At 62.0% G+C, this 22,306-nt stretch carries 18 protein-coding genes; 1 reads left to right on the top strand and 17 read right to left on the bottom strand.

The genetic code is table 11. The features are described from left to right. The 14 genes from ACT53K_RS19185 to ACT53K_RS19120 form a co-directional block, all read right to left on the bottom strand. On the bottom strand, nt 1-521 hold a 521-nt coding region (locus tag ACT53K_RS19185; RefSeq protein WP_476230416.1), incomplete at its 3' end, for a Rossmann-fold NAD(P)-binding domain-containing protein. Between the two features lie 2 nt (nt 522-523). Then, complete coding sequence (locus ACT53K_RS19180) at nt 524-1,453, bottom strand: electron transfer flavoprotein subunit alpha/FixB family protein (RefSeq protein WP_476230415.1); 930 nt, start codon at nt 1,451-1,453, stop codon at nt 524-526. Next, nucleotides 1,450-2,199, bottom strand: coding sequence for an electron transfer flavoprotein subunit beta/FixA family protein (locus tag ACT53K_RS19175; protein ID WP_476230413.1), 750 nt, complete (start codon nt 2,197-2,199; stop codon nt 1,450-1,452). Before ACT53K_RS19175 ends, ACT53K_RS19180 begins: the two co-directional genes overlap by 4 nt. Nucleotides 2,200-2,256: 57 nt before the next feature. Continuing rightward, entirely contained in the window at nt 2,257-3,093 is an 837-nt protein-coding gene (locus tag ACT53K_RS19170; RefSeq protein WP_476230411.1) for an oxidoreductase, read from the bottom strand. A 20-nt stretch (nt 3,094-3,113) separates the two neighbouring features. Continuing rightward, nucleotides 3,114-3,779, bottom strand: coding sequence for a glutathione S-transferase family protein (locus tag ACT53K_RS19165; RefSeq protein WP_476230409.1), 666 nt, complete (start codon nt 3,777-3,779; stop codon nt 3,114-3,116). A gap of 70 nt (nt 3,780-3,849) precedes the next feature. Beyond that, nucleotides 3,850-4,659, bottom strand: a complete 810-nt coding sequence (locus tag ACT53K_RS19160; protein ID WP_476230408.1) for an acetoacetate decarboxylase family protein — start codon at nt 4,657-4,659, stop codon at nt 3,850-3,852. 89 nt (nt 4,660-4,748) lie between these two features. Continuing rightward, nucleotides 4,749-5,951: an amidohydrolase family protein gene (locus ACT53K_RS19155; RefSeq protein ID WP_476230407.1), complete on the bottom strand. Its 1,203-nt coding sequence runs from the start codon at nt 5,949-5,951 to the stop codon at nt 4,749-4,751. A gap of 322 nt (nt 5,952-6,273) precedes the next feature. Then, a complete protein-coding gene (locus ACT53K_RS19150) occupies nt 6,274-6,702 on the bottom strand; it encodes a GlcG/HbpS family heme-binding protein (RefSeq protein WP_476230406.1) in 429 nt (142 codons plus the stop codon). Beyond that, nucleotides 6,699-8,021 (bottom strand): glycolate oxidase subunit GlcF, encoded by a 1,323-nt coding sequence (gene glcF / locus ACT53K_RS19145; protein WP_476230405.1) that lies wholly within the window; start codon nt 8,019-8,021, stop codon nt 6,699-6,701. The genes ACT53K_RS19150 and glcF overlap by 4 nt, the downstream gene beginning before the upstream one ends. Beyond that, nucleotides 8,011-9,183: an FAD-binding protein gene (locus ACT53K_RS19140; RefSeq protein WP_476230404.1), complete on the bottom strand. Its 1,173-nt coding sequence runs from the start codon at nt 9,181-9,183 to the stop codon at nt 8,011-8,013. Before ACT53K_RS19140 ends, glcF begins: the two co-directional genes overlap by 11 nt. Nucleotide 9,184: 1 nt before the next feature. Next, nucleotides 9,185-10,678 carry an FAD-linked oxidase C-terminal domain-containing protein gene (locus ACT53K_RS19135; RefSeq protein ID WP_476230403.1) on the bottom strand — a complete coding sequence of 498 codons (1,494 nt, stop codon included), beginning with the start codon at nt 10,676-10,678 and terminating at the stop codon, nt 9,185-9,187. A 14-nt stretch (nt 10,679-10,692) separates the two neighbouring features. Continuing rightward, nucleotides 10,693-12,150: a flavin-containing monooxygenase gene (locus ACT53K_RS19130; RefSeq protein WP_476230402.1), complete on the bottom strand. Its 1,458-nt coding sequence runs from the start codon at nt 12,148-12,150 to the stop codon at nt 10,693-10,695. Nucleotides 12,151-12,299: 149 nt separating this feature from the next. Next, nucleotides 12,300-13,115, bottom strand: a complete 816-nt coding sequence (locus ACT53K_RS19125) for an enoyl-CoA hydratase/isomerase family protein (RefSeq protein ID WP_476230401.1) — start codon at nt 13,113-13,115, stop codon at nt 12,300-12,302. A 53-nt stretch (nt 13,116-13,168) separates the two neighbouring features. Then, nucleotides 13,169-14,335, bottom strand: coding sequence for an acyl-CoA dehydrogenase family protein (locus ACT53K_RS19120; protein ID WP_476230400.1), 1,167 nt, complete (start codon nt 14,333-14,335; stop codon nt 13,169-13,171). 143 nt (nt 14,336-14,478) lie between these two features. Between ACT53K_RS19120 and ACT53K_RS19115 the strand changes: the two genes are divergently transcribed. Then, nucleotides 14,479-15,726 (top strand): acyl-CoA dehydrogenase family protein, encoded by a 1,248-nt coding sequence (locus tag ACT53K_RS19115; RefSeq protein WP_476230399.1) that lies wholly within the window; start codon nt 14,479-14,481, stop codon nt 15,724-15,726. A gap of 51 nt (nt 15,727-15,777) precedes the next feature. On the opposite strand, the gene ACT53K_RS19110 is transcribed toward ACT53K_RS19115, so the two are convergent. The 3 genes from ACT53K_RS19110 to ACT53K_RS19100 form a co-directional block, all read right to left on the bottom strand. Next, on the bottom strand, nt 15,778-16,512 hold the full coding sequence (locus ACT53K_RS19110) for an alpha/beta fold hydrolase (RefSeq protein WP_476230397.1): 735 nt from the start codon (nt 16,510-16,512) through the stop codon (nt 15,778-15,780). A gap of 189 nt (nt 16,513-16,701) precedes the next feature. Beyond that, on the bottom strand, nt 16,702-19,404 hold the full coding sequence (locus ACT53K_RS19105; RefSeq protein WP_476230395.1) for a TonB-dependent receptor: 2,703 nt from the start codon (nt 19,402-19,404) through the stop codon (nt 16,702-16,704). Nucleotides 19,405-19,836: 432 nt separating this feature from the next. Continuing rightward, nucleotides 19,837-22,278 (bottom strand): CaiB/BaiF CoA-transferase family protein, encoded by a 2,442-nt coding sequence (locus ACT53K_RS19100; RefSeq protein ID WP_476230393.1) that lies wholly within the window; start codon nt 22,276-22,278, stop codon nt 19,837-19,839. Between the last annotated feature and the right edge of the window lie 28 nt (nt 22,279-22,306).

The raw sequence follows: 22,306 nt of genomic DNA, 5'->3' as shown, positions 1-22,306 counted from the left end.
ACACCCATCACGAAAACCTTGGCGGCGCTGACCGTGCCCGCCGCCGTCATCATCATCGGAAAGGCGCGGTCATATTCTGCGGCGGCATCCAGCACCGCCTTGTAGCCGGCCAGGTTCGACTGCGACGACAAAATGTCCATCGACTGAGCGCGGGTGATGCGCGGCATGAACTCCATCGCCAGCGCCTCCGCACCCAGCGCTGCATAGCGGTCGATTCGCGCACGCTCGCCGAAAGGGTTGAGACCGGCAACGATCCATGCACCGTTCTTCAGCCCGGTCAGGCTGTCTGGGTCCGGCCCCTGCACGCCCAGAACGATATCGGCATCGGCCAGCACCGCATCGCGCGCGCCGATGGTCGCACCGGCATCGACATAGCCCTGATCGGCGTAGGAAGCAGCGGCACCGGCACCGGCCTCCACTGCGACGTTCGCCCCCAGTGCCGCGAATTTCTTCACGGTTTCGGGAGTCGCGGAAACGCGCCGCTCGCCGGCGGCGGCTTCCTTCAGCACCGCGATCTTCACGATTACAACTTGTCAGTCAGTTCGGGGACGATCTTGAACAAATCACCGACTAAGCCGACGTCCGCCACCTGAAAGATCGGGGCGTCCTCGTCCTTGTTGATGGCGATGATCGTCTTGGAATCCTTCATGCCGGCAAGGTGCTGGATCGCGCCGGAGATGCCGACGGCAATGTAGACTTCGGGCGCAACGATCTTGCCGGTCTGACCGACCTGATAGTCATTGGGGACATAGCCCGCATCCACTGCCGCACGAGAAGCACCCACGCCGGCACCGAGCTTGTCGGCCAAAGGCTCGATGATTGCGTGAAAATTCTCCGAGTTCTGCAACGCCCGACCACCCGATACGATCACCTTGGCGCTGGTCAGTTCCGGCCGCTCGCTCTTGGCGATGTCCGCACGGACGAAGCTGGAAAGGCCGGTGTCGCCCTTCCCCCCAATCGACTCAACTGAAGCGCTGCCGCCTTCCGGCGCCGCTTTCTCGAACGCCGTCCCGCGAATAGTCAGCACCTTCTTGGCGTCGCTCGATTTGACGGTGGCAATCGCGTTGCCAGCATAGATCGGGCGGGTGAACGTGTCACCGCTCTCGATCGACAGCACTTCGCTCACCTGCATCACGTCCAGCAGTGCGGCAACCCGCGGCGCGATGTTCTTGCCGGACGTGGTCGCCGGTACGACGAACGCATCAAAGTCGCGCATCAGGTCTAGGACGAGCGGCGCGACATTTTCGGCCAGCGCATTGCCGTACGCGGCGTCATCCGCCAGCAGCACCTTGGAAACACCCGCGATCTTGGCGGCGGCGTCGGCCGCCGCCTGCGCCTCGTGGCCTGCGACCAGCGCGACCACGCCGCCCAGCTTGCCGGCGGCAGTCACTGCCGGCAGCGTCGCCTCCTTCACCGACACATTGTCGTGCTCAACCCAGACAAGAACGCTCATGCCACAACTCCCAGCGTCTTCAGTTTGCCGACCAGCGCATCAACGTCCGCGACCTTTACGCCGGCCTGGCGCTTGGCGGGTTCCTCGACCTTTATAGTCGTGAGCCGCGGCGTCACGTCGACGCCGTAATCGGCGGGTGTCTTCTGCTCCAATGGCTTGCTCTTGGCCTTCATGATATTGGGCAGCGAAGCATAGCGTGGCTCGTTGAGACGCAGATCCGTCGTTACGATCGCGGGAAGCTGGAGCTTCACGGTCTCCAGACCACCATCGACTTCGCGCGTAACTTCCACAGACGCGCCGGCAACCTCGATCTTGCTGGCGAAGGTGCCCTGCGGCCGCCCCCATAGCGCCGCGAGCATCTGACCGGTCTGGTTGTTGTCGTCATCGATCGCCTGCTTGCCCAGGATGATGAGACCCGGCCCTTCCGCTTCGGCGACCTTGGCCAGCAGCTTGGCAATTGCCAGCGGCTCTACCTTGCCCTCGCATACGATCAGAATGGCACGATCCGCACCCATGGCGAGCGCCGTCCGTAACGTCTCCTGCGCCTTGGCGTCTCCGACCGAGACGGCCACGATCTCGGTCGCAGCGCCCTTTTCCTTGAGACGGATCGCCTCTTCGACGGCGATCTCGTCGAAGGGGTTCATGCTCATCTTGACGTTCGCTAGGTCGACGCCCGTGCCATCGGCTTTCACGCGAGGCTTAACATTATAGTCAAGCACACGCTTGACCGGCACCAACACCTTCATATCCCACACCTCTGTTGTGTTATCGTCCCGCTCAGCGACGCCGGACAGGGCGAAATGCTAGTCACGAAAGTCGGTAGCAGCCCCCAATTCGCCCCAGCGATCCAGCGCTTCCATCGCGCGCTGCAAGGATTTGCGTTTAGTCGCAACGGCCGCAGCGCCGACGACAAAATGGACAGGTAACGCGTCGCCATCGATCATCTTGATCAGTGTCGCAGCCAACCGAGCAGGATCGCCCTCCTCACTGCCGCCATAGCCCGACAGCATCTTGCGGCTCGCTGCAGCGGGCGTGCTCTGGTAATCCTCGATTACCCGCTGGGTCCGGACGAGCGAGCCGAGTGCGAATTCAGTCCGAAAGCCGCCTGGCTCGACCGCCATCACGCGGATACCAAGCGGGGCCAGTTCTGCCGTCAAGGCCTCGCTCATGCCCGACACGGCGAATTTTGCGGCGCTGTACCCCGACATCCCTGGATAGCCGATGAAGCCGGCGATCGACGAAAAATTGATGATGTCTCCCTTGCGGCGCTGGCGCATATGCGGCAACACCGCCCGGATCATCGAAACCATGCCGCCGTAATTGGTGGCCATGCAGCGGTCTATCTCGTCGTCGGTGAATTCTTCCAGAGCACCGTTGATGCCATATCCGGCGTTGTTCACCAGCACATCCAGATGCCCCAGCCGTTCAATCACCGCCGGGACTTCGCGGGCAATCCGCGGCCGATCGGTCACATCGAGTTGCAGGGCAATGGCACGGCCGGGCGCGAGCGCCTCGAACGCTGCAAGCTGATCCTTGTTACGCAGCGTCCCTACCACCGTTCCACCATCCGCGAGAACCGCGGTTGCCAATGCGCGGCCGATGCCGGAGGAAACACCAGTAATGATCCAATTTCTGCTCATAGTCTGAATTCCCGGATTATCTATGCTCGGACCGCAGCGAGATCGTCCGGGCGCTCAGTCGCCAATGGCGCCTCGCGCTCCGCAAGCAGGCAGCGTTGATAGGAAGGCAGATCCTTGAGCCGTCCCCAATATGCCTGGACCGCCTCCGGAAGATCAACAGTGTAATTCATGAAATCGGTCAGGATGAAATTATAGCCTACGCAGAAATCAGCAATGGTCGGCCGATTATCTACCAAAAACGTCTTTGACCCAAGTTGGTCCGCAAGATACTCCGCCTTTTCGAAGAAACGGGACTTGTAGAACGCCACTACGTCCGGCTTGCGCTTTTCCTCGCGCTCCATCCAACCGTAGCGAAGGCATACCGACAAAAGATAATTCATCGTTGCCTCGCCAAAGACCGACCATGTTAGCCAATCTCCGAATTCCGCGGAAATGGCCGGAACACTTACCTTGTGAGCAAGGTCGTATCTGCTAGCGAGATATTGGCAGACGGCGACCGATTCTGTTAACCGTGTTGCGCCATCGACCAGCAACGGCAGCGTTCCCAGGGAATTTTCATCAAGGTACCAAGGCGCGCGGGCGCGGGGTGGAAAGGGCAGGTAGACGAGTCTGTACGGCAACTCGAGCTCTTCCAGGGTCCAAAGGACCCGGAACGCACGACTCCGCTTTCCATGAAACAGAGTCAACACATACTCTCTCCCCATCTTTATTGCTCTGATGGCAGACACACAGTCGGAAATACTTCTTATGATGCCGTCACTCCGGCACTCGTTTCATCGAAGGCAGCCGCTTGGTTTCCTCGCGATAGATGATCGCCGTCGCCTTGGCGACGAATCCTGGCTTCCACCCCAGGATAGGAAGCTCCGCCAGCCCCTTGACGGCCGCAAAGGATGCCGGGGTCTCGTCAAAGCTGCTGGGAAGGAATTTGGATTCACCCTCGCCGATCCACGCTTGCTGATAGTTCCATTTCATCCGGGTGAGTGTGATGTAATCGGCGTCTATCGTGTTCTCCGGCCCCTGAATATATTTCCAGGCAAAATTATACTCCGAGACCGAGGCGTTAATCTTTGGCAGCGCCGACTCCGGCAACGCTTTGAGGTTGCGCACCTCGCCCTCGAGAAACTTGGTTCCATATTCCGACGCCTGAAATCCGATACGGCCCTGGTACTCGATCAGTTGCGGGATGTCCGCGTACAGCTTCGGATAGCCTAGCGCCTCACGGCCGGACAAGATTGCGGGGACTTCATCCACCCATACGCAGATCATGTAGGGCGCCTGGATGACCTTGCCGTCATGCTCATGCCGCGCGTTGACGGCGACAACGATCTCCTCATAGCCACGGCCGGCAAGGTAATCGATGCCGCGATAGCGTAAGCGGTTGACATACACCAGATTGTTGTCGCCAAGCGCAAGATGTGGTGGCAGCAGGCGCTCGATCGCTTCCGCGGTTGTTTCGAACGAGGTGGCGATCAGTTGCAGATCGGGAACATGCGAAACCGTGGTAAAGATCGACTTTCCGAAGGCTGCGGGCATGTCATATTTGGTATTTGGCTCAAGCGTGAGCATACGCTTCGTTTCCTTCCGGCACGGTACCTAGACGACAGGCGTGCGGTGCGTCGATCTTGGTCGCAGCACCGCACGCCCTCCCGGCTGGCTCACGCCATTTCTACGCCCTGCGTCGCATCGCTGAGTGCCTTGGGCACAGGGATTTTGAACAGCTTCGCAGCATTTTGCCAAAGCACCTTGTTCTGAACCCGCTCCGGCTGCTGCTCCAGACCATTATGCAGCGCCTTATGGATCGCCTCCTTGCCACCGAGGCAGGTGGTGTGCGGGAAATCCGTCTCGAACATGATGTTGTCTTCGCCGAGGCTGTCGACGTGATACTGGTCGAGCCGTTCGAACCAGTAATTGACGGAGATCTGTTTCTTGAAGGTCTCGCTCGGCAGTTCCTTGAACTCAGGCCGATGCTCCCAGACCTTGGCGACGTTATAATGATAGTCGAGCGATTCTAGCGCAAATTGGAGATGACCCAGCCCGCTCTCCACCACGGTGAAGCGCAGCTCGGGGAAGCGCTGCGGCACACCGGACATCAGAAGATCCGACATCTGGCCGCTCATCAGCAAAAAGGTCGTGGTCGAGGAACGCACATAATTGGCGTAGATGCCGTCCGCCTTGTACCGGCCCGCACTCAGAAAATCGTCCGCGAAATCGCCGCCGCCGGCGTGGAAGCTGACGGGCAGATCGGCTGCGCGGATCGCCGCCCAGAGCGGATCCCACGTCTTGTCGCTCATATACGGCCAGCCATGCTCGTGCGGCGCACCGCTCAGCAAAACCCCCTTCATGCCCAGTTTGGCGGCGCGCTCTACTTCCTTGACGGATTCGGCGACGTCCCAAAGCGGCAGCACCGCCATGGCAGCGAAGCGCTCCGGTGCCGGCGAAATGAAATCTACGAGAAAGTCGTTATAGGCGCGGATCGAGCCGAGCTTGATATCGTCTTCCATGCGCTTGTACATCGACATGGTGACGGCACCGAGGTTCGGATAGAGAACCTGCGCCAGTACCCCGACCTCGTCCATATACTTCAGTCGTTCATGGATGTCCCAGGCACCCGGGTGCGACTCGTCGCGCTTCGGCGGAATGGAAAGCGACCCGCCCGGATAGCCATAGTTCGCGCTACCCCACGCCGAGAACACTGCCTTGTCACCGATGAACCAATATTCCATGTTGTACTTCGGGTGCATCTTAACATGAAGTACCTGATCGCCGTATTTCTTCGGCAAGCGTGAAGTCCAGAGGTCGGGCGGCTCGGTGACATGGGTGTCCGTATCGATAATCGGCTTTTTAAAAATGGAAGACATTTCTCACGTCCTTTTTCCAAACGAATTCCGGGTCAAAACACGCCGATCACGCCTAGCGACCGATGCGCCCCCTCACGCGCGAGGCCTTGCCGAGGCAGGCAAACGCGCATCGCCGTCCCCGCCGGGATCCCGGAGCCCTTGTTCCAACAGGCAGTGCTAACGGGTCAGTTCCGCCTTTGCAGTTCGCCATCCTCTCACGCCAAGCCGCGGCTTGACCGTACGATAGATAGCCTAACCCATCTTCTTGGGCAACAATTTTCACGAACGTTCGTTAGGTAGCTTTGCCAATTCGGGGGGTGCGCATGTCCGGCCGAGAAGGTGGTCACTGCTGGCAGGCCAGTCCCGCTGCGGCGACCCCCGCGAGAACGCACAGTTCGTCGTTGTCGCTCAGGTCGCCGGATATGCCGACGGCCCCCAATGTCTCCCCGTTACCGTCGATGACCAGAACACCACCCGCAGCCGGGACTACGCCGTTCGGCGACAACGATCCCAGCGAGGCAACGAAAATCGGGCGTTCCGCGACCATGTCGCCGATCTTGCGCGACGAAATCCCCAGGAATAGGGCACCGGCAGCTTTCCCCATCGCGAGTTGCAGGCGCCCCGTCGAGGCACCATCCTGCCGCTGAAAGGCGATGAGATGCCCCCCTGCATCGAGGACCGCGACACCCAGCGGTTTGAGCCCGCGTTCCTCCGCTTTGGCGAGCGCGCCGGTGATGATCTGGTTGGCCTGCGCCAGCGTGATGCCACTCATGACATGCCTTCTCCGATGTTGCGGTGTGATAGTGCGTCCGGCGCCGGACCACCGGTTGCCCAGTCGAGCAGCTCGACTGTGTGTACCACCGGCACCGAAGCGCCCCGGCCAATCTGGATGGCGCAGCCGACATTGCCGGTGGCGATCACGTCCGGCACCAGCCGCTCCAGATGGGCGATCTTGCGTTCGCCGAGTTGATCGGCGATCTCGGGTTGCAGGATGTTGTAGGTTCCCGCCGATCCGCAGCAAAGATGCGCCTCGTCAGGCGTTCGCACCACATAGCCCGCAGCAGCGAGGAGTCTCTTGGGCGCTTCCGTTACCTTCTGGCCGTGCTGAAGCGAGCAGGCTGCGTGATAGGCAACGGTCAGGCCGCGCCCATTGGCGGCGGACAGATCCACATCGATTTCGGTAAGGAACGCGCTGATATCTTTGGCGATAGCCGAGACTCGCGCAGCCTTTTCTGCATAGGCGGGATCATCCCGCAGCATATAACCATAGTCCTTGATCGTCGTGCCGCACCCCGATGCCGTAACGACGATCGCGTCCAGGCCCTCGCCTTCGATCTCTAGGGTCCATACGTCGACGTTCCGCTTGACGGCTTCCAGCCCAGCAGCCTCGCGACCCATATGGTGGACAAGCGCTCCGCAGCACCCCTCGCCCGTGATCGACGCAACCCGATAGCCGCAACGATCGAGCAAGCGCTCGGTCGCGGCGCGAATCGAGGGACGTAGCACCGGCTCTGCGCACCCACGGAGGATGGCAACTCTGCCACGAAAGGACTTAGCGGCGGTCTCGACACACTGCCGCGTGCGGGGCGCTGGCGTAGCGGGAACCAGCGCGAGCATGGCGGCAACGGGACGCATTCCGGGCAGCCGCAGGAAAAGAGGCGCCAGCGGCCGGGCCGCACGCCCGAGCCGCAACGCCACGCCAAAACGGCGAGGATAGGGAAGGATCATCGCGAGCACGCTGCGCACGAGCCGATCCTGCCATGGTCGCCGATAGCGCTTCTGAATATAGGCGCGCGCGTGATCGACCAGATGCATATAGTTCACACCTGACGGACAGGTCGTCATGCAGGACAGGCAGGAGAGACATCGGTCGACATGCTTAACGACCTCAGCCGTAGGCTCGCGCTCGTGCTCCAGCATGTCCTTCATCAGGTAGATGCGGCCGCGCGGACTGTCGAGTTCGTCGCCACGCAAGACGTAGGTAGGACAGGTGGCGGTGCAGAAACCACAATGCACGCATTTGCGGATCACCGCTTCCGACGCCTTCATCGCCGGATCGGCAAGCTGCGCGGGAGAAAAGTCAGTCTGCATCGAATTCCCCGAGAAAGCGTCCGGTTTCGAACACGCCGTTGGGATCGAAGGCGCGGCGCACGCGGGATTCGAGGGCGCCGATACCAGCGCTTCGTGGATGCTGCGCGGGCACGGTCTCCCACAGGTGGCTCGGTGCGCGAACCAATGCGGCCTGCCCGCTGCACTCGGCCGCTGCCGCACGAATTGCCGCGGGGGGCTCCTCACAGGCGAGCCAGATCAGCGCGCCACCCCAGTCCAGGAGCCAGCGCGCGTTCAGCGGCGCCATCTTCGCCAGAAAGTGGCAAGCGCGCGATGCCGGCAGATGGACCCTCCATAGCGTAGGCCCATCGAGCGGAATTGCATAGCGAACGTCGTGCCACAGCCGTTCGGCTTCGTCCGCATTCGCCCGCCGCAGTTCCGCCAGTTCGCACACGATGGCAGGCAGTTGCTCGCACCGCGCTTCCACAGAACGTGGAAAGCCGGCAACGCGCAGCAGCGTCGTCGATGCCTGCGAGCTATCGCCCCATGCCGGCAGATGCGCGGCGGCCGACACGTCGGCATAGCTGCCCAGCGCGCGGGCCATGAGCGCGATCGCCGCGCGGTCATCCAGACCTTCTGCAAGCATCGTAACCACCGTGCGCGGTCGCGGCAGCACCTTGAGCGTCAGTTCGGTGATGGCAGCCAGCCTCCCCCAACTTCCCGCAAGCAGCTTCGGAAGGTCGTAGCCCGTCACGTTCTTGACGACCCTTGCCCCCGCGACGAATGCCTCACCGCGCCCGGAGACGCCACGAAAGCCGAGCAGATGGTCCCGCGCACCGCCTGCGCTGATCCGGCACGAGCCCGCGACTCCCGCCGAGACAACGCCCCCGATGGTCGCACATCCGGTCGCTGCGCCGAACAGCGGCCCATGGTCGAAAGGGTCGAACGCAAGCACCTGCCCCTCGGCACCGATCAGCGCCTCGATGTCCGCAAGCCGCGTGCCTGCCCCGACCGTCAGCACCAGTTCGGCAGGATCGTAATCGACGATGCCGGCAAAGCCGCGCATGTCCAGCAGGACGGCATCGCGTGGCGCGCCGATAAGCGCCTTGCTGCCACCCCCTCGAATCTCCAGACGGTGCCCCGATCGCACGGCTTCCGCCACGGCGGCACACACATCCTCGATCGTATCAGGTCGGATCGACATGTCAGAACCGCGGAAGTTCGGGGAACGGCACCTGGCCGTGATGGACATGCATCCGCCCGAGTTCGGCGCAGCGATGCAGGGTTGGAAACACCTTACCGGGATTCAGCAACAGCTGCGGATCGAAGGCGCATTTGACGCGCTGTTGCTGCTTTAGATCGCTCTCAGAGAACATCGTGGGCATCAGATCGCGCTTCTCGATGCCGACACCATGCTCGCCGGTCAGGACGCCTCCCACTTCGACGCACAGCCGCAGAATGTCGTTGCCGAATGCCTCGGCGCGGTCGAGTTCACCCGGCTTATTGGCATCGTAGAGGATCAGCGGGTGAAGGTTCCCGTCGCCGGCATGAAAGACATTGGCGACGCCGAGGCCATAGCGGGCGGACATGGCCTCGATGCCTCGCAGGACATCCGGCAAGCGCCGACGCGGAATGGTGCCGTCCATGCAATAATAATCGGGAGCCAGTCGCCCTACCGCCGGGAAGGCGGCTTTGCGGCCCGCCCAGAAGGCAAGTCGCTCCGCCTCATCCGCCGAAATGCGTAGGGTGGTCGCGCCGCATTCGCCCGCGATCCGGGCGATTTCTTCGATCAGGTGATCGCATTCGGCAGCGGGGCCGTCCACTTCGACGATCAGCAGTGCGCCGACGTCGAGCGGATAGCCTGCGTGCACAAAGGCTTCCGCTGCGTGGATGGCGTTCCGGTCCATCATCTCCATGCCGGCGGGGATGATGCCATCGGCGATGACCCTGCCCACACAAGCACCGGCGTCCTCCGGTTCGGGGAAACCGAGCAGCAGCGCGCGCGCCCGCTCGGGCTTCGGCAGGATACGCACGGTCACTTCGGTCACCACTGCCAGCAGCCCCTCCGAACCCACAATCACGCCGAGCAGGTCGAGCCCCGCGCCATCGAGGTGACGCCCCCCCAGCCGCACCACCTCCCCGTCCATCAGCACCAGTTCGACGCCCAGCACGTTGTTCGTGGTCAGGCCATATTTGAGGCAGTGCACCCCACCGGAATTCTCCGCGACATTGCCGCCGATCGAACAGGCGATCTGGCTCGATGGATCGGGCGCATAGTAGAAGCCCTGGTCCTCGACTGCGCGCGTGATGCCGAGGTTGGTCACGCCCGGCTGAACCACCGCCACCCGATCGACATAGTCGACGTCGAGCACCCGGTTGAACTTTGTCATTACCAGCAGCACGGCATCGGCCAGGGGCAATGCCCCACCCGATAACGAGGTGCCCGAACCACGCGGCACGACCTTCACGCCCTCGCGATGGCACCACCGCAATATGGCGGCGACCTGCGCAACGGTTTCGGGGAGCACGACCAGCATCGGCGGCTGGCGATACGCGGTCAGTCCGTCTGACTCGTAAGGGCGCACAGCATGTTCATCGCTGATAACCCCCTCACCGGGCACGATCGCCCGCATCGCAGCGACGATTTCGTTCCGCCGTCGCAGCACCGTCGAATCCGGTTCGGGCATCTTGATCGACATGGCCGGCTACCCGATCACGACGCCAGCTCGAAATCGTCCAGTCGCGGTGCCATCATCGCTGCCTGGAACTCGCTCAATCCTTTGGGCCATGTGTTGGGCACGCCCTTGTCATCGAGATACCAGCTCGAACAGCCGGTGGCGAAGACCGTCTTGCGCGCTTCGATGGAACGCCAGGTTTCATAGGCATCCATTGCGCTCTGCCGCACCGCGATGGCACGCGCCTGATCCCGGACAAGCAGGTCAATGAGTTGGTCGATATAATTCCATTGCGCCTCGACGACGTCGATCAGCGAGAAGTTGCCGACGGGGCCGGAGGGTCCGTTGAGCATGAAGAAGTTGGGGAATTTCGGGATACTGATCGCATAATAAGCCGAGGGATGTCCCTGCCATGCATCATCGAGGGAGAGCCCGTCCTCGCCCGTCACCTGGGTAGGGCGAATGAACCTGTCGACCGCGAAACCCGTGGCGAGCACGACCGTGTCGAGCACGTGGAACTGCCCGTCTTTCATCCGGATTCCGTTCCGCTCGAACGTTTCGATTCCTCCGGTATCAACGGTCACGCCAGGACGCTGGACGGCTTCATAATATTCGCCGGAGAAGATCAGCCGCTTGCACGCTGCGCGATAGGTCGGCCGCAGCTTCTCGCGCAGATCCGGGTCTCGTACGCTGTTTTCGAGATTCTCTGAAACGATCTGTTCGATCTCCGCCATTTCCGCCGAGGACGGATTGGTCACCGCCGCCTCGAACCGCTTCAGCACACCTTGATATTTGTCGCCGAAGCGGATGGCCTCAATGTTCTTCCCGTCCGCGCGGAATCCTGCTTTCTCCTCCTCGGAATAGAGGCGCTGGCGGATCGGCATGATCCATTGTGGCGTCCGGCAAACATGCACCAAGCTGTGTGCGCGCGTCGAAAGCGCGCTGACGATCTGGACTCCTGTCGAGCCGCATCCGATGACGCCGACATTCGCCCCATCCAGCCTAGCGTCGTCCTGCCACTGTGCGCTATGGAATAGCGCGCCTTCGAAGTTATCCATACCCGGCAGCGCGGGGATGTTGGGATGGTGCAGCACGCCACTTGCAGCGATCAGTATGTCGGCATGCACGATCCGCCTGTCGCCCAGCGAAACGGCCCAGCGACCGTCCCCCCATTCGCACGCTTTCACCTCTACGCCCAGTTCGATGAAGCGCTTGACGTCGTACTGTGCAGCGATGCCTTCGAAATAATCCCGGATTTCCGGACCAGGCGCATAGACCGAGCTCCACTCGGGGTTCGCCGCGAAGCTGTAGGTGTAGGCGTGGGCCGGAACGTCACAACTCAGGCCGGGATATCGATTATACTTCCACGTCCCGCCAATCTGGTCCGCCTTCTCATAGACGACGAAATCGACATCGCCGCGCTGCTTCAGCTTGATGGCAGCCAATATGCCGGCCATTCCAGCGCCAATGATGACGGCATTGATTTTCCGGTTCATCTGCTTCTCGCCTTCCCAAAGGGGGTATAGATTCTGCGCCCTAACGACGCCGTGATGCCGCAGCGAGCAGCGGGCCCCCCACGCCGCTGCAGCCTGATCGGGCTGCCCCCGCTAATCGCAGCCGCAGGAGCACAGCCGAGCAGCGGCGCTCATCCCCTTTTGCCGCCCGGTCCGCCCTCCATGAGAGCCCGCAGCCGACTGCGATGCTCCTCCGTCGTGAACATGTAGTTCTGCACATATGCTTCGTAGGTAATGCAGGCTTCGAAACTGGTGTCGTCAGCGCGGTTGAGGGCCAGCTTGGTTGCAGCCGATGCGCGGCGCGGCGCTGCTGCGGCAATCTCCTCACCCATCGCAATCGCCCGCGAAAGCAGCTGGTCGCCCGGAACGACCTCCGCAAACAGGCCTGCAGCATATCCCTCCGCGGCCCCCACGGTCCGCCCGGTCAGAATCCAGTGGCGCGCGCGCATGGCGCCGACGGCCTTCGAAAGCAGATAGGTGCACCCCATGTCGGCCGCGGCCGCACCCACCCGGCCGAACGCGAAGAAATAGCTCGCATTCTCAGCAGCGATTGCAATGTCGCAGGCAAGTGCAAGCGCTGCGCCGCCCCCCACCGCCGCACCATTAATGGCGCCGATGATTGGCAGATCGTGCGCACGCATCCGCTGGATAACCTGGTTGTACGTGCGTACCGAGCGGAACTGTTCTTCGCCATCCTTGCCGTCGGGATGCACCACCTCGCCCAGTTCCGCGCCGGCACAGAACGTCCTTCCGGCGCCGGTCAGCACTACCGCGGCAAGACTGCTGTCCTCTTCGACTTCATCGAGGACCGGAAATATCTGTCGCTTGAAATCCAGCGACAACGGGTTCCGCATCGCCGGGCGATTCAGGGTAATGACGGCGACCCGCCCCACACGCTCCAAGGTAACCTGGGCTTCGTCACCCTGCCCAATTTGATTCGACACCATCCAATCTCCACAAATCCTTCAACGCGCGTCGCCCCCGAGCGAAAAAGCTGCCATCACTGCCAGTAGGGCACGTCATCCCAGCGCTTGGCGATTTCTTCCAGCATCACTTCCGTGGCGCCGCCGCCGATGGCGTGGAGCCGGGCATCGCGAACCATCCGCTCGATGGCGGATTCTCGCAGATATCCCATGCCGCCGTGGAACTGCTGGCAGGTATACATCAGTTCGTTGCAGCTCTCGGCGCAGAATGCCTTGACCATGGAAACCTCGCGCACGCACGGCAGGCCCTGCTGCTCGAGCCAGGCCGCATAATAGAGTAGCTGGCGTCCGGCCTCGAGCTTGGCGTGCAGCATGGCCAGCCGCTGCCGCAATCCCTGCTTTTCGATGAGCGGCGCACCAAACGCCTTGCGGTTGCGCAGATGGTCAATGGTCAGCTTGAGCGCCGTCGCGCCCTCGCCCGTTGCCATGGCGCCGAGCACGAGTCGCTCGCCTTGGAAATTCTTCATGACTTCGTAGAAGCCGCGCCCTTCCTCGCCCAGCAGGCGATCGGCGGGCAGCCGGGCCTCATCGAAAATGATCTCGGCGGTGTCGGCGCACCAATCCCCGAACTTTTCCAGGCGCCGGCCGATCGAAAAGCCGGGATCACCCTTTTCGACCACGAACATGCTGATCCCGCGCGCACCCTTGCCCGCCGGGTCGGTTCGCGCCGCAACGAAGAAGACGTCACCATAAACTGCATTGCTGATGTAGAATTTTGCGCCGTTCAGCACCCATTCGTCACCATCGCGCCGGGCGGTGGTACGGATGCCACCCACGTCCGACCCCGCATCCGCTTCGGAGACCGCGATGCAGCACGTCTTTCGGCCCGCGATCAGATCGGGAAGCCAACGGGACATCTGCTCTTCCGTGCCGGCGTGATAGAGATGCGGCATCGCCATGGCCGAATGCACCATCGCCATGACGGTAACCCCGCCATAGGTCGAACGACCGAGTTCCTCCGCCAGCACTACCCAGCCGAGCACGCCGAGACCGCTGCCGCCGAAACGTTCCGGAGCGCGCAGCCCGAGCAGGCCAAGCTCGCCCATCTTGAGCAAGAGCTCGCGCGGCACCCTGCCGGCCTTTTCCCATTCGTCGCCATAGGGCATGATCTCCGCGCGGACGAACCGCCGCACCTGCTCCCGCAGCTCACGATACTCGTCGATCACGAATGGCTGCTCGATCATTCTGCTTCCCACTCCTTGCTGGCAACCCGTCCGGCGGGGCACTTGCTCTCAATCTTCAATCTATCTATCATCCGTTAGACAGCGCTGCAACGGACATCTCGAGCCAGGATGATCGCGGCGCGTACTGCAGGAGAGTAGCATCAATGCACGCCCCGAGCCTTGCCATCACGCCCGAGGAAACGCAGATTCTCGACGGACTGCTCAAGTTCGTGGAAAGCGAAATCGAACCGATCCAGCGGTCGGTCGACAAACTATTCGAGAACCAAAGGCTGTATTGGGACGAGAACGGCAAGGAAGTACCGCAGATTACCGAAGCGCGCCGACAGGTTCGCGAGGCAGCCGCCAGGGCAGGATATTATACCATGTTCTGTCCGGAGTCGCTGGGCGGTGCTGGACTGGGTGTGCGCCTGTGGTTTCTGGCGTACGAGATGCTGCACTATAAATATGGGCCACCCTATACGCAGCTTCCCTATTTCGTGCTCTCGCATTTCACGGGCGGTCCGCATGAAGTGTGGGAACATGCCTCCCCCGAGCTCCAGGCCGAGGTGCTCCCCGCGCTTTCGAGCGGCAAGCTGCAGGGCGCATTCGGGCTGAGCGAACCGGATGCCGGCTCCGATAGCTGGATGATGCGCACTACAGCAGTGCGGGATGGTGACGACTGGATCATCAACGGCACCAAGCAGTGGACCTCCTGGTCCCCCACCGCCGACTTCATCATGGTCTATGCCGTAACCAACAAGGAACTTTTCGCGCAGCGCAAGGGCGGCGTCAGCTGCTTCTATGTGCCCACCGATGCGCCCGGCTACAGCCTTGCCGGCATCGTCAAGATCTTCGGTCAGATTGGCGGGGACGAGGGGATCCTGGCGTTCGACAATGTCCGCGTCCCCGACACCTACCGAGTCGGCGAGCTCGATCAAGGTTTCGCGCTCGCTATGCTGGGCGTCCGCCACGGACGCCTGTCGAATGCAGCGCGCAACCTCGGCTTTGCGCGCTGGGCGATGGAAAAGACGGTGGAATACGCCAAGATCCGTCGCACCTTCGGCAAGCCGATCGGCGAGCATCAGGCTGTACAGCTGTATCTCGCTGAAAACGCAATGAAAATATATGCCGGCCGCTCCATGGCGCTCGACGCGGCGGGCAAGGTAGACCAAGGGCACGACGCGCGCGATGAAGTCTCCATGGTGAAAGCGTTCGTTACGAAGAACTGCTACGAGATCTTCGACAAGTGCATGCAGATTCACGGCGGTATGGGCATTTCTAACGAAACCAAGCTGATCGATGCCTGGTTCATGTCCCGCCTCAACCAGATCGCCGAAGGCGCCACCGAAATCCAGTACCGCCAGATCGCGCAGGGGCTGATGACTGGCCGTCTCGACCTCGAGTTCCAATAGCGGGACACCGCGCCGGGGTGGCAACGCCACCACCGGCACGCCCTCTCCCGCTCAGCGCGCGCGGCGTGCCGCTTCGTGCAGGATGTCGGTGAGTTCGGCCGGCATCGAATAATAGGGTGAATGGTCGGTATCGAGCGTGGCAATCTCGCAAGGATGCCGCGCACACAGCGCGCGCTGCACCTCGATCGGCAGCGCCACGTCGCGCAGGCATTCCACATAGGTGCGGGGCACGCGCCCATAGCGTTCCGGCGTCAACTCCAGCCGCGTACGCAGGATGTCGAACGGCTCCTCCTTCAGCCGCGCAAAGGCGCGTCGTGCCACAGCATCGGACGAATTGCCGAAAAACATGTCCTTCGCAGTCGCCAAGTCCTTCAACCGACTGCGTCGCGAATCCGGATCGATCGCGATCCCGGCGCTGAGTGCCATCGGCTCGGAGCGCCCGTGCAGCACCGCATCGGCCAGCGTCTCGCCCGGGCCCGCCAAAACTGCCGCCACGTAAACCAACCGGACAATCGCCTCCGGCGCCAGTTCGGCAGCCCGGCTGATAACGAGCCCGCCCCGGCTGTGCCCAACGAGAATCGCCCCCTCCCCGCTGATACGCGCGAGATCGGCGACGAAGTTCGCCCAATCATCGAGGGTCGGCGGCGCCACGCCCTCCTGCGCCGGTCCCATACCGGGCAGGTCGGGCGCGACGACCACATGGCCGCGCGCCTCCAGCCCGGGAACAATCTCTTCCCAGCACCAGCCGCCGTGCCAGGCGCCATGAACGAGGATGTAGCGGGCCAACGAGCATTCCTTTCCAACTGCGGGTCATGGTTCGGCGCCGCGCCTGGAGCGCGGCCCCGTCAGTGGAATACACACAGCTCCACCATGGGGGCCAACGCAGCCAGGGACTGCTACTTTAGGCAATGAAGTGCCTCTGCGACGGTTGGCGCGGGAGATGCCGCGCCAACCGCCACTACAGGGATGACAGGTTCAGAACTTGAACGTTCCGGTCACCCCGATCGTACGGGGCATTCCGACGAGGAACGAGTTGATTCCGAGCGCCTGCGGCGAAGTTCCGGCCCCCCCCTGATAGACAATCTCGTCCGTGATGTTCCTGACCCATACCGCAAGGCTGAGACCGGTGCCGCCGATCTCGTCCAGACTCACACGGGCATCGGCGGACTTGCTGCCGGGAATGATGACATCGGCCTGCTGGTACGAACTTGAATACGTGTAGCTGAGAGAACCCATCAGGGTACCTCCCAGCACGTTCCGCGGATATTGTGCAGTAATACCGCCATTGGCCGTCCAGGTCGGCTGCCCCTGGATCCTGCTGCTGGTATCAACCGGAGGGCGGCCCGCAGCGGCATATAGCGCATTCAGGTTCGCGTCTGCCGCGGACTTGTCGATGGTCACATCGACATATCCGACGCCGCCGTTGAACGTGAGCCAATGGACCGGACTAAACACGGCATCGATGTCGAACCCGCGGATGGTCAGGTCGCGGGCGTTCAGAATGACGGTCGTGCCATTCTGCCGGATCAGCACACCCGGCGTCCCAACCGCAAAGGCAGTCTGGGTTGCATTCGTCGTACAATTCGCCGCGCGCCCCGCGCTTCCGACCGCCGAAGGGACACACGTGCCGCCGCCGAGACCCGCCGTCGAGGTCGGCAGCTGGTTACCGATGTCCTTGCCGCTGTACAGCGCGATGTTCAACGCGCCGCTCATGCCGTTTCCACGCCATTTGAGCTTCGTCCCGATTTCCCAATCGGTGACGGTTTCCGGCTCGAACGCCTGAACGCTAGACAGGAACGGATCGAACAGCGGGTTGTTGTATCCGCCCTGCCGGTATCCCCGTCGGCGGGCGACATAGACCATCGCGTCGCGGCTTACTTGCCAGTTCGCACCAAGCGTGTAGGTGAGCTTGCTGAAGCTGCGGTAAGGCAGCAACTGCGACGTCACGCCGGCCGGCAGCGACCCCGCTCCCGGCGCTAGCCCCGAATTCGCGTCGCACGCAGCTTCATTCGGGACTGCTCCCGACAGATCACCGGCCGAACGGATTTGCATCGCAAAACCCGTTGCAAACGGGCTGAACTGCTGCAGGGTGGTGCACGTCGATTGCTTATCCCACGTCTGCCGCAAGCCCGCCGTGAAGTTGATCCCCTTGAGTAGCCACTCTGGCGAATAGTTTACTTGGCCGTATACCGCTTTGCTCCGGTTATGCAGGTAGTTGGCGCTGATGCTGTGAGAAAGGCCGAAAAATGCATTATTTTCAAGAAGCCCGAAGCCGCCAGGACCGTTCGGATCTTCGCGGAAATAAAATCCTCCAACAGTATATTGCAGGGACTTGCCAAAGAAATCACCAGATAGCTGCAACTCTTCCGTCAACTGCTTCATCTGGTACGCCTGAGCAGTGGTTATCGTCGGAATTGGCGTGCCGCTAAGTGTCGCAAATGCTACGTTATCGATAGTGTTGTATCCAAAGATATTCTTGATCTGATGATTACTCGATATATCAATGGTCGTTGTATTGGAGAAGCTGTTAAAAATGAATCGCGCCAGACCGGGATCTTGATTGACGGCCGATATCCGCTGCGTGATGGCCGTGCCTTCCATTGCGGATTTGGCTACGAAAATATTGCAATTAATCGTGCCGGCAGGACATTGTGCCAGTTGCTGAACAATCGAGGCATAGGCAGCCGCACCGGCGGGTCCAAAAATGGGCGTGAACTGGGTCGCGATCTGCGCGGGCGGCTGGAAGAAGATCGCCAGATTCTGGCCATCGTTCATGACGCCATTGGAGTAGACCTTGCTGACCAGCGGCGCAGGCATACCCCGCGATTTCGCATAGGTATAGACGCTGACATTCTTGATCCAGTCCGTCGGCTCGAGCAGCAGCGACGCCCGGAAGCTCTGATCCAGGAACTCGCCCGGCTTGAGACGCGGGTTCGGCACCTGTGGCCCAGGCGTCGCGACGAATCCCGTGGGCCCTAAGGCGAGAGAATATCCGTTGTAGACGGTTCCGTTAACGGCAGTGCCATCCTTGCCCATTCGACCGGCGACCCGCAACGCGATATGGTCTGCCAGGATCGGCAGATTGATCGCTCCCTCGATCGATTGGGTGTCGTATTGCGCGATCTCGCCGCGGACATAGCCTTCAAACGTGTAGGACGGCGCCTTGCTGTTTGTCAGGATCGCGCCACCAAGCGCGTTTCGGCCGAAGAGCGTCCCCTGCGGCCCCTTCAGCACCTGCACGTCCGCCATGTCATACGTTTGAATGATGGAGCCGAAATTCTGCAGCGGCACGTCATTGAGATAAACGAGCACGCCGGGCGAGATATTACCGGTAATGGCACGCGACTGACCGCGAATGGCGATGAACGGGCTCCCCTTGCCCGCAGGCGACGTGGTGACCGCAAGGCCTGGCGCGATCTTCGCGACGTCCTGCACATTGGCAATTCCCGCCTTTTCAAGCTGTTCGGTCGACAGGGTGGAAATCGAGATCGGAACCTTGGAGGCGTCTTCTGCGCGGCGCCGCGCTGTCACGATGATGACGTCTGGTTCCGCAGCACTCACCCCGTGCTGAGCCGCGGCGGGAGGCGTGGCTGGTGGCACCTCCTGTGCATACGCATCTGACACAGCCAACACGCCGACGGCAGCCGTCGACAATAGGTAAAGCGCCGTTTTCGACATCGCTTCCTCTCCTTGTAGTATTTTGGTCTTTTTACTATTTATCTATCGTTCAGTAGATGCCGTAGCCGCAACATTGTCAAGGGACGGAACGGGATCGCGCCATTCGGCGGAAGCGGTGAAAATGCCCCTGAGCGGGATCAACAGGAGTGATTTCAGCCGGTCGAGGCCTGACCTCGTTCCGCTTTGTCCTCACCCGCCGAAAAGAAAGTTGGCCAGTGTTGCACGATTGCGACAGCTTCCCATCCTGACGCTACATCAGCCGAACATGGTTCCGCGCTGGCGCAGGATAGAAAGCGGGCATGGCTACCACTCCCTTGTGCGGGATGTGGCATCATCAGCGTGACAGAGCCAAAGCCAAAGGGGGGCCCAACCATTGCGAAACGTCGGTCTCGAGGTGCTGATGCCCCCCCCCCCCCGCATCGCTTGGCAGCGTTACCAGGCGGTACCCATCATCGGCTTCGTGCCCACCACACCGGAAGCTTCGAAACTCTCGAACACGGCATCCGATACGCCGAGCAGGCCTTTCAGGATTTCACGGCTGTGCTGCCCGAACGTAGGCGCAGGTGTGCGATGGATGCGGTGGGGTCCGTGCTCGAACTGCGCCGGATAGCCCACGATCGGCACCAGGCCGAGACCAGGCTGATCGACATATTCGTACAGCCCGCGTCGGGCGACCTCCGGGACGTGCTCGAGCCCTGCACTGGGATGGAAACGTGCGGCGGGAACGCCGGCCGCCAGCAGCATCGCGACGGCATCCTCCGCCTTTAACGGGCGGGTCCAGGCGGCAATCGCCGCGTCGATCTCGTCGTGGCGACGCATGCGCCCCTGCACCTTCGCAAGGTCGGGGTCGGCAGCCAGCGCGTCGGCGCCGATGACGCCGCACAAAGCACGCCATTGCGCATCGTCCGCGACACTGACCGCGATCCAATCATCCTTCGGCATGATCTCGTATGGCGGCTCGAAGTCCGCAGCACGGTAGGCACCTTGCGGTGCCATCGTCCAGGATCGGTTGCCGTTCCGCGACAGCAATGTGCCGGTCGCCGAAAACTCGATCATCTGCTCCGCGCAGATGTTGAGACCGGTCATGAACTGGGGCGTCTCGAGCAGAAGGCCCTTGCCGCTACGCCGACGATATTCGAGCGCGAAGAGGATGGCGAGCGCAGCGTGCGAGCCAGCGATCGGATCGCACGAGCCGCCGGACATTTCCGGCCGTCCATCGGCGAAGCCCGTCACCCAGGCCATGCCACAGGCCTGCTCCACCGTGGTCGCATAGGCAAGGTGATCCTTCCACGGCCCGGTATTACCGAAGCCGGACGCGCGCACCATAATCAGCTTGGGATTGATCTTCTGCAGCCTCTCATAGGTGAGGCCCCATTGTTCCATAACGCGCGAACTGAAATTTTCGACGAGGATGTCGGCTTGCGCGATCAGTTCGACCGCCAGCTCCCGCGCCCGTGCATCGCTCATGTCGAGCGTCAGATCACGCTTGTTGGTGTTCGTCCCCGCAAACTGCGGCGAGGCTTCCCACCACCCCTCGCTCATGTCGAACTTGATGGTCGAAGCACGCAGTCCGTCGGGACGCTTGGGGGATTCGACATGGATTACATCGGCACCCATGATGGCGAGGAAGTGGCTGATGATCGGCCCCGCCCAAAAGGCGGTGAAGTCCATGACCCGCAGCCCCTCCAAGGGGAGCGGCTTCGGGTCGCTGGCCCGGACTGCGGTCGTGCGGGCGGGAAGATGCCGTGTCGCCACCGCCGCGTTGTGCTCGCCAAGGCGCGGCGCGATACCGGCTGGCCGGCTCGTCACGTCGCCCCAATAGATGCAGGGCGGGACCGGCTGGTCGAAGCCGCCCTGTGGGTTCTTTACCACCCAGTTGCGCGCCACGACCTGCTCGAACTGCCGGATAGTGTCGCCATTGTTGATCGGCGCGACCGGGAGCCGGAAGAGGGTTGCATATTCCACCACTTCGGCGGTCGTGCGCTGCGACGTCCAGGCGTCGATCACTGCGACCAGTTCTGCGTTGCGACGCGCGCGCGTATCGTGCCGGGACAGCGTGCGGTCCTCGGCCCAATCGGGCCGCTCGATCATCGCGCAGAAATCCAGCCATTGCTGACCTGTCGTGACCTGGAAGCCGACATAGCCGTCGCTGGTCGGATGATTCAACGGTAGGATGGTCGAGCGAACGTAGCGGAGCGGCCGTCCGGCTGCAGCTTCGAACGTCGCCCCGAAGAATGGCTGGGTGATGTGGAGCGTGTCGAGGATCGAAACATCGACGAGTTCGCCCTCGCCGGACGCGCTCGCCCGGCGCCACGCCGCCATCGCGCCGAGCGCCGCGAAGATGCCCGCCCCCCAGCAGGCATGGTCTCCACCTACCATCAACGGATGCCGATCGGCCTGCCCCTTCGACACCCAGCCCGCCGCCATCGCCTGCATGGTATATTCGGTCGCGGGTCGGGGATGCTCCAGGCCAATCAACCCGAAATCGGTGATTGCAACCACCACGACGCCCGGCACGCGCGCCCGTATCGCCCGGGGCGAGAATTCCGGCGCATCGGCGATGGACGAACCAGGCGTCCAGATGACGATATCGGCGGCCTCGATGACCGACCAGGCGAGCGCGCGATCCTGCGCGCACCCGATGTCGATGACCACGCTCTCTGACGAAGCCGCGAGGAACTGGAACACCGGACCGCCGGTAGCAGGATCGGTCGCCGCACCGCTGGCCGAACGACGGCGCAGCGGATCGCCCTCCGGTGGCTCGATACGGATCGCCGTCGCACCGCCATCGATCAGCAATTTGGTGCAGTACGCACTGCAGACACCGGTCCCCAAATGGGCGATCGCGACCGAATCGTTAAGCGGCGTTGCCATCAGCATCCTACACCCAAATTTATGGTTC

It is taken from the genome of Sphingomonas sp. DMC8, from assembly GCF_056314185.1.
Note: the sequence above shows the minus strand (reverse complement) of the source record. Positions and strands in the feature narration are given on the sequence as shown.

Coding starts and splice junctions, on each gene's coding strand:
- ACT53K_RS19100 (WP_476230393.1), bottom strand. CDS start 22,278: ATGGCAACGCCGCTTAACGATTCGGTCGCGATCGCCCATTTGGGGACC.
- ACT53K_RS19120 (WP_476230400.1), bottom strand. CDS start 14,335: ATGATCGAGCAGCCATTCGTGATCGACGAGTATCGTGAGCTGCGGGAG.
- ACT53K_RS19115 (WP_476230399.1), top strand. CDS start 14,479: ATGCACGCCCCGAGCCTTGCCATCACGCCCGAGGAAACGCAGATTCTC.
- ACT53K_RS19160 (WP_476230408.1), bottom strand. CDS start 4,659: ATGCTCACGCTTGAGCCAAATACCAAATATGACATGCCCGCAGCCTTC.
- ACT53K_RS19150 (WP_476230406.1), bottom strand. CDS start 6,702: ATGAGTGGCATCACGCTGGCGCAGGCCAACCAGATCATCACCGGCGCG.
- ACT53K_RS19105 (WP_476230395.1), bottom strand. CDS start 19,404: ATGTCGAAAACGGCGCTTTACCTATTGTCGACGGCTGCCGTCGGCGTG.
- glcF (WP_476230405.1), bottom strand. CDS start 8,021: ATGCAGACTGACTTTTCTCCCGCGCAGCTTGCCGATCCGGCGATGAAG.
- ACT53K_RS19170 (WP_476230411.1), bottom strand. CDS start 3,093: ATGAGCAGAAATTGGATCATTACTGGTGTTTCCTCCGGCATCGGCCGC.
- ACT53K_RS19180 (WP_476230415.1), bottom strand. CDS start 1,453: ATGAGCGTTCTTGTCTGGGTTGAGCACGACAATGTGTCGGTGAAGGAG.
- ACT53K_RS19125 (WP_476230401.1), bottom strand. CDS start 13,115: ATGGTGTCGAATCAAATTGGGCAGGGTGACGAAGCCCAGGTTACCTTG.
- ACT53K_RS19140 (WP_476230404.1), bottom strand. CDS start 9,183: ATGTCGATCCGACCTGATACGATCGAGGATGTGTGTGCCGCCGTGGCG.
- ACT53K_RS19135 (WP_476230403.1), bottom strand. CDS start 10,678: ATGTCGATCAAGATGCCCGAACCGGATTCGACGGTGCTGCGACGGCGG.
- ACT53K_RS19155 (WP_476230407.1), bottom strand. CDS start 5,951: ATGTCTTCCATTTTTAAAAAGCCGATTATCGATACGGACACCCATGTC.
- ACT53K_RS19175 (WP_476230413.1), bottom strand. CDS start 2,199: ATGAAGGTGTTGGTGCCGGTCAAGCGTGTGCTTGACTATAATGTTAAG.
- ACT53K_RS19130 (WP_476230402.1), bottom strand. CDS start 12,150: ATGAACCGGAAAATCAATGCCGTCATCATTGGCGCTGGAATGGCCGGC.